11 protein-coding genes and 1 other RNA gene are annotated in these 10,890 nt (G+C 69.6%); 7 read left to right on the forward strand and 5 right to left on the reverse strand.

Translation table 11 applies throughout. The annotated features are described in order from the left end of the window. The first annotated feature begins 198 nt into the window (after window positions 1–198). The 5 genes from B2284_RS07545 (at window position 199) to B2284_RS07565 (ending at window position 2,961) form a co-directional block, all read left to right on the forward strand. Entirely contained in the window at window positions 199–927 is a 729-nt protein-coding gene (locus tag B2284_RS07545) for a 4a-hydroxytetrahydrobiopterin dehydratase (protein ID WP_006944193.1), read from the forward strand. 115 nt (window positions 928–1,042) lie between these two features. After that, window positions 1,043–1,528 carry a class I SAM-dependent methyltransferase gene (locus B2284_RS07550; protein WP_083603942.1) on the forward strand — a complete coding sequence of 162 codons (486 nt, stop codon included), beginning with the start codon at window positions 1,043–1,045 and terminating at the stop codon, window positions 1,526–1,528. Further along, window positions 1,525–1,716 (forward strand): hypothetical protein, encoded by a 192-nt coding sequence (locus B2284_RS07555; RefSeq protein WP_006944248.1) that lies wholly within the window; start codon window positions 1,525–1,527, stop codon window positions 1,714–1,716. Before B2284_RS07550 ends, B2284_RS07555 begins: the two co-directional genes overlap by 4 nt. Before the next feature lie 278 nt (window positions 1,717–1,994). Next, window positions 1,995–2,474: a hypothetical protein gene (locus B2284_RS07560; RefSeq protein ID WP_136788029.1), complete on the forward strand. Its 480-nt coding sequence runs from the start codon at window positions 1,995–1,997 to the stop codon at window positions 2,472–2,474. Window positions 2,475–2,481: 7 nt separating this feature from the next. Beyond that, the gene (locus B2284_RS07565; protein ID WP_038568605.1) at window positions 2,482–2,961 is read left to right on the forward strand and encodes a hypothetical protein; all 480 of its coding nucleotides are present in this window, start codon (window positions 2,482–2,484) and stop codon (window positions 2,959–2,961) included. 509 nt (window positions 2,962–3,470) lie between these two features. On the opposite strand, the gene B2284_RS07570 is transcribed toward B2284_RS07565, so the two are convergent. Continuing rightward, window positions 3,471–4,664 (reverse strand): lipid II:glycine glycyltransferase FemX, encoded by a 1,194-nt coding sequence (locus tag B2284_RS07570; protein WP_040014395.1) that lies wholly within the window; start codon window positions 4,662–4,664, stop codon window positions 3,471–3,473. Between the two features lie 284 nt (window positions 4,665–4,948). Continuing rightward, complete coding sequence (locus B2284_RS07575; protein WP_074045605.1) at window positions 4,949–5,605, reverse strand: MBL fold metallo-hydrolase; 657 nt, start codon at window positions 5,603–5,605, stop codon at window positions 4,949–4,951. 187 nt (window positions 5,606–5,792) lie between these two features. Between B2284_RS07575 and B2284_RS07580 the strand changes: the two genes are divergently transcribed. Continuing rightward, the gene (locus tag B2284_RS07580) at window positions 5,793–7,253 is read left to right on the forward strand and encodes a GuaB1 family IMP dehydrogenase-related protein (protein ID WP_074045604.1); all 1,461 of its coding nucleotides are present in this window, start codon (window positions 5,793–5,795) and stop codon (window positions 7,251–7,253) included. Here B2284_RS07580 and B2284_RS07585 read toward each other — a convergent pair. Then, window positions 7,217–8,551: an MFS transporter gene (locus tag B2284_RS07585; RefSeq protein WP_115296113.1), complete on the reverse strand. Its 1,335-nt coding sequence runs from the start codon at window positions 8,549–8,551 to the stop codon at window positions 7,217–7,219. The two genes, B2284_RS07580 and B2284_RS07585, sit on opposite strands and share 37 nt — an antisense overlap. A gap of 96 nt (window positions 8,552–8,647) precedes the next feature. Here B2284_RS07585 and B2284_RS07590 point away from each other — a divergent pair, with 96 nt between their 5' ends. Continuing rightward, window positions 8,648–8,785 carry a hypothetical protein gene (locus tag B2284_RS07590; RefSeq protein ID WP_006944181.1) on the forward strand — a complete coding sequence of 46 codons (138 nt, stop codon included), beginning with the start codon at window positions 8,648–8,650 and terminating at the stop codon, window positions 8,783–8,785. A gap of 92 nt (window positions 8,786–8,877) precedes the next feature. Here the strand turns inward: B2284_RS07590 and rnpB are convergent. Then, window positions 8,878–9,248: RNase P RNA component class A (gene rnpB / locus B2284_RS07595), an RNA gene on the reverse strand. 148 nt (window positions 9,249–9,396) lie between these two features. After that, a complete protein-coding gene (locus B2284_RS07600; RefSeq protein ID WP_038568631.1) occupies window positions 9,397–10,878 on the reverse strand; it encodes an RNB domain-containing ribonuclease in 1,482 nt (493 codons plus the stop codon). Window positions 10,879–10,890: the final 12 nt, after the last annotated feature.

Consider the following 10,890-nt stretch of genomic DNA (forward strand, 5'->3'; position numbering starts at 1 on the left):
GGGCGACGACGTCGTGGGTGCGTGAGGCGCATCGCGGGGTGGAACCGAGCCACGTGCTCGAGGAGCTGCTGGCAGTTCCGGCGCTCAAGCGTGGGAGCCGACGCTGCACCTCACGCAGTCGCCCGCGGTGCTGGGCACCGCGGAACCGAGGCGACCGACACGCTCCCAGCACGGGCGCGGGTGTGGTCGACTGGAGCCATGAGCGACGACATGACGCAGCGTCCCGGTGGGCGGCCCGATCCGATGCGCACCCTGACGGCGGCGGAGGTGGCCGCGCAGACCCCGGCCGGGTGGGCGCAGATCATGGGGTCACTGCGGGCGCGCTACCGCACTGGCGACTTCGCGACGGGGTTGCGGCTCGTGAACCTCATCGGCGAGTCGGCGGAACGGTGGGATCACCATCCCGACGTCACCCTGACGTACGCGGACGTCATCGTCAGCCTCGTCAGCCATGACGTCCGCGGCATCACGAGCCGCGATCTACGGATGGCGAGGTTGAGCGCCGAGCACGCGGCGCACCTGGGCCTCGAACCGGACGTGGCCGGTCTCACCCAGATCGATCCGGGGCTCGACACTGCACACGCGGACGAGGTCGCTCCGTTCTACTCGGCGCTCTTCGCTGCGCCGCTGCGTGACGGTGAGCCCGTCGACCCGAGCGGCCAGACGCCGACGGTGTGGTGGCAGGCCCCGGATGATGCGGACTCCCCCGATGGCGATGCGGCCGACGATTCCCAGCTCCCGCCGGCGGATCACGAGCAGCGTTGGCACTTCGACGTCTGGGTGGCGGCGGAGGCCGCCGAGCAGCGGCTGGCAGCCGTTCTCGATGCCGGCGGCCGCCTCGTCAGCGACGCCCACGCCCCGTCGTTCTGGGTCGTCGAGGACGCCGACGGCAACCGTCACTGCATCTGCACGCCCGCCGGGCGATGAGGGACTGGGCCGACGTCGCGGAGGGCTACCGCCGATCGTTTGCACGGGCTTGCGCGGGCGCCACCGGGCCGCTCCTGGCCGCAACGAATGACCAGCGCGGCCACAGCGACGACGTCTGCGCCATCTCGACGTCGGGTGCGGCGACGGTCGCTTGGCCGCTGCCGCGTCAGAGAACGGTCGTGCGGTCGTCGCGTGCGACGCGGACGCGACGATGTGCGAACTCACCCGCTCTTCGGCACCCCACGTGGCCACTCTGAAAGCAGCGCTGCCTGAACTCCCTTTCTGCTCCGGCAGCTTCGACATCGTGACGGCCAATTTCGTCATCAATCACGTCGAGGCGCCGTGCGCGTCGATGCGCGAGCTGTCCCGCGTCTGCCGTCGTGACGGGATCGTGGCGGCGACGATCTGGCCCGCCGGTGGCGCAGGATTCGGCCCCTTGCTCCGCGAGGTGCTCTCCTGCCCCGATCTGACGCCGCTGCCTGACCAGTCCCTACCTGCCTATCAGGACTTCGAGCGAACCCGCCGGGGCCTCGGTTCCCTCTTCGCCGCGGCGGGCTCGACGATGTCCGATCCACCGACATCAGCTGGACGTGGACGGTGACGCCCGAGGACCTGTGGGCGGGCATCACGGCCGGCGTGGCGACGCCGGGCATGACGTACCTTGCTCAATCAGCCGAGGTGAGGGCCCGGATGCGGGAGCTCTTCTTCGAGACGGCCCGCACGATGTGTGCCGAGGGGACGCTGACCTTCGATGCTCGCGCCGTGCTGGCGACCGGGCGCATTTCGTGAACCTCCGGTGGGCCTGACCGTGCGATGACGCGTGGCGTTTCCTCGGCGCAATAGGGTCGGCGGCAGGACGGGCCACCCCGTGACCGACAGCGGACGTTGACTCAGTCATAGGCACGCTGCGCTCGGCATTGCTGGGGTCGCTGCACGGCACCATGGCTGGCGAGGGGCAGCCGATCCGCTGGGGGTTTCTCGCAAAGGTACGGACCAGCCCGGCTTCGACCGGTCAACCCGGCGTGCAACAATCTTCCGCCATTCGAACATATGTGCGATAATGCAGCATGGACAGCATCGTGCGGGAGAGCCTCGAGGCGCTCACCTGCCTGCCCGGCGACGAACTCGTCGAGACATGGCAGGCACTGACGCGCGTGGCGGCAGACCGGGCGCTCGCGAGCGGTTCCGCGCTGACGTCCGATGCGGACGACGGCGTGACCCTCGACGACCAGTGCGCAACCCTCGCGGCGACCCGCCGCGACCTCGAGCGAGCGGTAGAGGCGGCGCGCAAGGTCACCCGGATGGCGCAGACCGTCGTCGACCTCACCGCACATGCTCATCACGACACGGTGCGGGCTCAGGATCATCTTGAGTTCGAACGCTTCGCACGTGCTGACGAGTCGTACCCGCTCGGGCCAGGCGAGTTCGCCCCCGCCCACCTCGCTGCGGTGCTCGGGATGCAACCCGGTACGGTCGCGGCGATGTCCGATGACGTCGCCGCACTACGCAGCCGCACCCGCGGTCGCTCGAGCAGCTGCACACGCTGACGCGCGCATGCCTGCGGTGCGCGCCATCCTGCACGAGCTGCAGCACCTCGAGCCCGAGGTCGCGTCCGGCATCGAGGCCGACCTGACGAAGGCCGGCGCCCACCGCCTCGGAGCCGACGCGGCACATGCGCGGGCGCTCACCCTGCTCCACCGGCAGGGTCTCGCGAAACCGCGCGACCCTGATGAGACCGCCCGTGAACACGCCGTCTGGTTCACTCCGCACCTCGATTTCGACGCGTTGACGCAACTGCACGTCACCCTCGACACGGGCGACGCGGTGGCGCTCGACGCCGTCATCGAGGAACGCGCGCGGTCGTTGCGCGAGAACAGCCCGCCCGGAGCGGCTCCCCCGGCCGGATCGCTGCGCGTCAAGGCGCTTCTCGACCTCGCACTGGAGAACAGCCGCGTCAGCACGACACTCCACCTGTGGCTCACCTACCCGGGCTGTCACATCGAAAAGGCCGCGCCGCGCTTCCACGCGGCATAGTGGGCCGCGGAAATCACGCGCGCGAGGCTTCGCCGCTTCCCGCATCGTGGCGGACGGCCTCGCGAAATCAGCGGCAACGCCCGGCAGGCGATCTTGAGGCTTCTGGGCAGCCGATGGCGACGTCGCCGTTCGGCCTCGAGGTGGGTCGAGCGGAAGCGACGTGGCAGGGCACACGAGTCGACAAGTCGCTCGGTGGCAACCGCCGTCGTACGCGCCGAGGAAGTCAGTCAGCCAATGCCGGTTGCCGTGATGACGATCGCCGGCAGGCGCCGAATCAGTGAACTGAGCCGAACGAGCGCTCCTCGCCGTCCGACGCGAGGGTCAGCCAGCTGGCCCCCGCCGCGGCCAGCCCCGACGACCGGCAAGGAGCGGCGGCGTTCGGCCGCGCAGGACAAGGCATGCGCAGAACAGGCAGTCGACCGCCGCGCAAACTCCGGCTCGCCACACGTCGAATAACCGACGACCCGCCCGATGGGACATCAGGCGGGTCGTCGCGGGTCAGGTCGGCGTCAGTCGAGGCGGTGCCACGCTGCGTCAGCGCGCTTGGCGCGAACGTCAGATGCCTTGGAGCGGGCGCCCGCTGCGGCGCCGACGAGCGTCCCCTTCGGGTCGTTCTTGAGCGACACAGCCGTCTTCTTCGCCGCGGGCACGCCGCGCTTGAGCGTCGAGCGCACCACGGGCAGGGCCGTCGCGAAAACGGGGAACATCGGCGAGAGCGACTTGTCGTACGTGCCGACGAGCATGTCCTCGTGCTTGGCGAACTGGCGCTTGAAGTCGCTGATGCCGTCATTGAGGAGCCCGTTGAAGTCATAACGTTCGACGCCCTGCGCCTTGACGTGCGTCATCGCCCAGAACTTGAGGCCATAGTTGAGGCGCAGCTTCATGCCACGCGGGCTGACGCCGCCGTACAGCTCGAACGCGGTCTTGCCGGAGACCACGAGCCACACGAACGCGACGACCTCGTCGCCCTCCCACGCCGCGATGAGCTGCGAGGCGGGGCCCATGAAGTCGCGGATCTGCTCGTGGTAGAGGTCGGAGTGGACTGCGAAGTTCGCGCGCTTCGCCGTCTCCTTGTTGATCGCGAGCACCTGATCGAGATCGGCCTGCTCGGTGACGAGACCGAACCGGACGTTCTCGGCCTTGAACGACTTGCGCACGTTCTGACGGGTGGAGCTGCTCAGCTCCTTCATGATCGTGTCCTCGTCACGAGTGACGTCGACGATCAGCGTGTGCGGGATGAGCCCCGTGTTGTCACTGCGCACGTACCCCGCAGCCTCGACGTCGGCGAGCCACCCGGACGTCGGCCGCGCGACGAGGGACGCGATCTCGTCGTCGGACGCGCCCTTCTCGAGCGGCGCGAACGGCGCCTCCCAGTCGGGCTCGATCGTCAGGCCGATCGGGCCGTGCGTGTTCTTGACGTGCTGCGCGAGCGCCGCGACGACACGCGCGCGGTCTGCCTCGGCGGCCTGCGGGCCACGCGGCACGTAGGCGAGCGACTTGAACGGGGCCGGTAGGCGGCGCAGCAACACCTGCGCCGAGCCGACGACGTCGTCACCGTCACGCACGACGACGCGGTCGGCCGACCACTCGTACTGCGACTTCAGCTCGCCCCAACCCCACAACTGCAGCGGGTGGCCGCCGGAGGAGTTGACGAGGGCATCCCACTCGTCGCGGTCGTGGCACGAAGTCACCGAGAGCGTCATGCGCCCAGGTTATCGGCAGGCGCCGACACCCCACAAAGCCCGACGCCCCAACCGCGACACGTCGCGTCGGCGGCCACGCCTGTCGGGCACTCGCCGGGGACTATCCCACCGAGCGGGCGCCGTCGGCTGCACTCTTGTGCGACGACAGCCTGATCCCCCCGCCCAGCGCTGCCGGGAGCCCAGCTAGCGGCTCCCATTCATTCAGCACGTGTCCGCACACGGCGTCATTGGCAGCACTGAAGCGGCCTGCCGCCGATCGCACCACCCGCGTCATCCCGGGCGGGTCAAGCGGACAATTCGACGCTGTCGCCGACGGGCACATCGATGACGTCGACGCCGCCGTCGCGGCCGAAGTCGGCGACGTGGTTCAGGAAGATGCCGCGCGCGGCGGGGGCGATGATCTGGTCGTGGATCGGCACGACGTGCTGCGGCGCGACGGCGCGGACGAAGGCAATGGTCTCCTTGACGGCCGACCACGGCGCGGCGAGCGGCACACACAGAAGATCGATGTTCTCGGGGCGCCCCTCGAGCGAGTCACCGGGATGGAAGACGCGCGGCTCACCCGGCGCGCTCACGACGATGCCTACGTTGCCGACGCGCGGGATGTAGGGGTGGATCTCGGCGTGCGTCGAACCGACGCCCTCGAGCGTGACGCCCGCGACGTCGTACGTCTCGCCGGCCTTCGTCGCGGTGGCCTCGACGCCCTTGTCCGCGAGCAACTGTGCCGTCTGCGGCTCGGCGAACCACACCGCATCAGGGTTCGCGGCCCGCAGGCTGTCGATGGCGTCGGGGTCGAGATGGTCGGCGTGCTGGTGCGTGACGACGATCGCGTCGACGCCCTTGACGTCGTCGAACGAGCTGAACGTGCCGGGGTCGAACAGCACGCGAACGCCGCCGGCGTCGAGTTCGATACAGGAGTGACCGTGATGCGTGAGCTTCATGCCTCAACCGTAGGCCCGCCGCCGCCCCCGCGTCTGCTCGGGACGGTCGCGGCGGGCCGTGTGGCCAGCTGCCGGCCCCACACGACGCCGGGCAGGCATCCGTTCGGGCATTCGGGCGAAGGCCGCCTCGAACAAGAAAGACCCCGCAATTCCGCGGTTGTCGGCGCGTCAGCCTAGGGTGAGTGACGTGGAACTCATCACCGGAAAAACGGCCTACGACCTCACGTACAACGACGTCTTCATGGTGCCGTCGCGCTCGCGCGTCACGAGCCGTCTCGATGTCGACCTCACGACGAACGACGGGGTCGGCACGACGATCCCGCTCGTCGTCGCAAACATGACGGCGATCTCGGGTCGCCGCATGGCCGAGACGGTCGCCCGGCGCGGCGCGGTCGCCGTCCTGCCGCAGGACATTCCGATCGCAGCCGTTCAGGAGACCATCCGGCAAGTGAAGGCGAGCCACCCGACCTACGAGACGCCGGTGACGATCGCGCCGGACGCCCCCGTCAGCGACGTGCTCGCGCTGCTCGGCAAACGCGCACACCGCGTCGCCGTCGTCATCGGCGACGACCGCCGCCCCCTCGGCCTCGTGAGCGAGGCGCACTGCCTCGAGGTCGACCGCTTCAGCGTCATCGCCGACGTCATGACGCGCGACATCACGACCGTGGAATCCGGAGCCGACCTGCACGACACGTTTGACCTGCTCGAGCGTATGCACCGCGACATCGCCGTCGTCGTCGAGGCGGGCGGCGCCCTCGTCGGTGTCCTGACGAAACGCGGCATCCTGCGCTCCACGATCTACTCCCCCGCGCTCGACCCCGACGGCAAGCTGTCGATCGGCGTCGCCATCGGCATCAACGGTGACGTCGAGGGCAAGGCGACGACGATGCTCGAATCGGGTGCCGACGTCCTCGTCGTCGACACCGCCCACGGGCATCAGGAGAAGATGATCGACGCGCTCGGCGTCGTGCGGGCAGCCCGTGACGCTCACGAGACGTCCTCGGGGCGCCGCATCCCCATCGCGGCGGGCAACGTCGTCACTGCCGACGGTGCCCGTGACCTCGTCGAAGCGGGCGCCGATATCGTGAAGGTCGGCGTCGGGCCGGGAGCGATGTGCACGACCCGCATGATGACGGGTGTCGGGCGCCCGCAGTTCAGCGCGGTGCTCGAATGCGCAGCCGCGGCGCGCGAACTCGGCGCTCACGTCTGGGCTGACGGCGGCGTCAAGTATCCGCGTGACGTCGCGCTCGCCCTCGCGGCCGGGGGCGCGAGCGTCATGATCGGGTCGTGGTTCGCTGGCACCTGGGAGTCGCCCGGCGACCTCAACCGCGACGCCGACGGGCGCCTCTACAAGGAGTCGTTCGGCATGGCGTCGGCTCGTGCCGTGCGTGGCCGCACGTCATCGCAGGGTGCGTTCGAGCGTGCACGTTCGGCGCTGTTCGAGGAGGGCATCTCGTCCTCGCGCATGTACCTCGACCCGCAGCGGCCGGGTGTCGAAGACCTCATGGACTCGATCATCGCCGGCGTGCGCAGCTCGTTCACCTACGCGGGCGCAAAGACGATCGACGAGTTCCACGAACGTGCCCGCGTGGGTGTGCAGAGCGCCTCGGGCTACGACGAAGGGCGCCCGCGCCACACGAGTTGGTGACGGCGGAGCCTGCGCAGGCCGGCCTCACCCGGGCCGCATCGAGCACACGATGCGTCACCGGGATGGGGCGGGCTGGTCCGTCTGCGACGGTTCGAGGGTGAACTCGCGCATGCTGCGGATGAACAAGGGCACGACACTCGCGATGAGAAGGAAGCACGCGGCGACGGCAATGACCTGGCGGGCGCCGAACGTCTGGGCAAGGGGTGCGGCGAGCACCGAACCGAGCGGTAGCGCGACGAAGGACATGAGGATGTCCAGGAATGCACGCGGCCCTGCAGCTCGCCGGGCACAGCCTGCTGAATGGCCGTCTCCCAATGCACGTCGTAGAAGAGCAGACCCGCGTATCCGACGGCGGCGAGCACCGCGATCGGCCACACCGAGTGAAAGACCGCGAAGCTGAAGGCCCACAACGGCATGAGCAGCAGCGGCGCCCACCCGCTGAAGAGCGGACGTCGCAGGTGGATGCGCGACCCGAGAGCTGCGCCGACAAACCCACCGAGCCCCTCGGCGGCGGCGACGATGCCGACGGCGTGGGCGCCACCCGCCTCTCTGGCGACGAGCAAGGGTGCCAGCACGAGGATCGCGCCGTTGCCGATGTGGTAGAAACCGGCCGCGAGCAAGCCGAAGAGCAGCCACGAGCGCGAGCGCACCGCGCGCCACCCGGCGACGAGTTGCTCGCCGAAGCTCTCATCCACTTCGGTGCCCTCGCCCGCTTCCGTGAGCTCGCTCGCCGTCGTGTCGACCTGACCCGCCCAGACGAGCACCGCCCCCAGGGAGACGACGAACGTCGCCGCGTTGACGGCGAAGCCGACTCCCGCGCCGGCGAACCCGACGACGGCTCCCCCGAGCACCGGGCCCAACATGAGCATGAGCTGACGCAGGCTCGTGATGGTCCCGTTCGTGCGCCGACGCGCCCCCGCCGGCACCACGGCGCGCCGCCACGTCATGAACGCAGGCCCGTAGAACGCACCGGCAGCCGCGGTGACGAAGGCGCATCCGACGATGACCGGCGTCGACCATGCGCCGGCCCAGAAGCAGCAGGCGAGGACGAGCCCGCACGCTGCGCGCACCGCGTCCGAGGCGGCCATGACGATGCGTGGCTGCACCCGATCCGCCCAGACCCCACCGAACAACGTGAACACGAGGCGTGCCACCGTCGTCGCGGTGATGGCCGCGGCCATCTGCCCGGCGCTACCGCCCGCCACGACGATCGCCACGGGCAATGCCACCACCTGGAAGGCATCACCCAGCCAGCTGAGCACCTGCCCGGTGAGCACGGCCGTCATGCGTGTCGTCATCGCGCCAGTATCGTCGATGTGGGACGGGCGGTGAAGCAAACGGGGCACCCCTGGGGGTGGGAGCGCCCCGTGCGCTCACCGTGTACTTTTCAGGCCATGAACGAACGTCCTCGCGTCCAGATCCGTCCCGTCGGGGGCCTGCCCGGGTGTCTCGGCATGATCCTGTTCTCGGTCATCGCCTCGATCGTGCTCACGCTGCTGCTCAACATGTGCAGCAGCGCGGCGACGCACTGACGGCCCCACGATCGCGACAGGCAGGAAGGCGCCACTCCTGCCGGATGGCGCCTTCCCGCCTGCTGTTGCGGGCTGGCGCCCGCGATGTTCGGGGGATGAGTCGGCCTATAAGCCGGGTTGTGTTCCGCGCGCCATTGCTGGCATCGCTTCGGCGATCATCCATCTAGGCCCTGCATTGCTGCAGGGCTCGAGCGATCTACCCACATGCTCAGCGGGCCGCTTCGACGCATGCTGTCTGATCTTGCTCCGGGTGGGGTTTACCGAGCCGCCCCAGTCGCCTGGGGCGCTGGTGGTCTCTTGCACCACCGTTTCACCCTTGCCGCGCTCATGAGCGTGGCGGTCTGTTCTCTGTGGCACTTTCCCGCGGGTCGCCCCGGGTGGCTGTTAGCCATCACCCTGCCCTGTGGAGCCCGGACTTTCCTCGGCGAGAGCGAACTCTCGACGCGACCGCCCGGCCGACTCATCCGCGCGCAAGCTTACCTTTGCCTGCGGGTGCCGACGCATCCGACCGGCCCATGACGGGCGACGACCCAGCTGCGTCACATGATGCCGCCCGAGTCGGTCACGCCTGACGCACCCAGCACGATGTGACGCAGCGAGGCGTCAGTACCTCACGCGAGGGCGAACGTCAGCTTCCCCGTCGCGATGTCGGCGCCCGTCAACGTCACCTCACACGCCTCACCGAGCGCAGGGGCCGCAGCGTCACCGACCTTCACCGTCGCGACAACGGCGTGGTCGACGAGCTGGATCGTCGGCTCGCCCTTGCCGTGGCCGTGGTCTCCGTCCTCGACGACGAACGCCGCGAACGTCTCCCCGACGTCGGACGACAGCGCGGCCGCCTCGACGCGGTCGACGCACGCGCGGTCGATCTTGCGCGCCAGCGAGTCGGTGCGCTTCATGATCTCGGGCAGCTCGACGAGCGCCTCGCGCGCCCAAGCCGGTACCTCGCGTCCGTTGGAGACGGCCTCGCAGATGACGAGCCCGAAGCGGTCGACGAGCCGCCGCAGCGGCGCGGTGACGTGCGCGTACGGCGCCGCGACGGCGGCCTGCTCGGTGATCTCGGGCGTCGCGATGGCCGGGTTGTCGCGGTCGAACGGCGTGTACGCGGCACCGCGGAACAGCCCGACGGCCTCGTGGACGAGCGCGAGATGGTGCGGGTCATCACGATCGAGGGAGCGCAGGAACGCGCCGTACGTCTGGTCCTCGGCCCATGCCACGCCAAGCGCTTTCGCCTGCAGGCGGAACCGCGCGACGTCGCGCTCGTCGGCCTTCGGCATCGTGCGCAGGATGCCGATGCCGGCGTCGAGCATCATCCGCGCCGCCACCATGCCCGTCATGAGGGAAATCTGCGCGTTCCAGTCCTCGCTCGGTACGGGTGGGCGGAAGTGCACCTCGTAGTCGCCGGGGCTCGGCTCGCTCACCTCCTGCTCGGGCATCGGCAGCGACGCGCCACCACGCTCGATCTCCAGCTGCGCGCGTAACTCACCGATCTGACGCAGCAGCGCGAAGCGCTCGTCGACGGCGCCGCCCATCGCGCCCCCGCCGTCGACATTCCCCTGCACCTGCGTGTAGTCGAGCCGTTCGACGCTGCGGACCTGCGCGCGGTACAAACTCGCCGACGTCACCTCGCCGCGCGCGTCGAGATGCATGTCCCACACGAACGCCGAGCAGATCTGCCCCTCGAGCAGGCTCGCCGCACCTTCACTGAGTTCCTCGGGGTGCAACGGAATCCGCATGTCGGGCATGTAGATCGTCTGCCCGCGACGGCGCGTCTCGGCGTCGAGAGCGCCGCCGGGACGCACGTACAGCGGCACATCGGCGATGGCGTAGCGCACGTGGAAACCCTCGCCGTCACGCTCCAGGTGCATGGCCTGATCTAGGTCCATCGAACCGGCCGGGTCGATCGTGAAGAACGGCACGGACGTCTCGTCGCGCTCCGGTTTCTCGACGTGCGCGAGCGCGTCGAGAGCGTCGGCCACGGCGTCGGCCGGGTAGTCGGTGGCCAGCTCGTTCTCGGCGCGCAGGGCCTCGAACGAGCGCGCGAGCTCGCCGGAGGCGTCGGTGTTCTGCAGCAGGATGCGTGTGCTCGGCATGGCCCGAGCCTA

This window comes from Dermacoccus sp. UBA1591 (assembly GCF_002322065.1).
GTDB classification, from domain to species: Bacteria; Actinomycetota; Actinomycetes; order Actinomycetales; family Dermatophilaceae; genus Dermacoccus; species Dermacoccus nishinomiyaensis.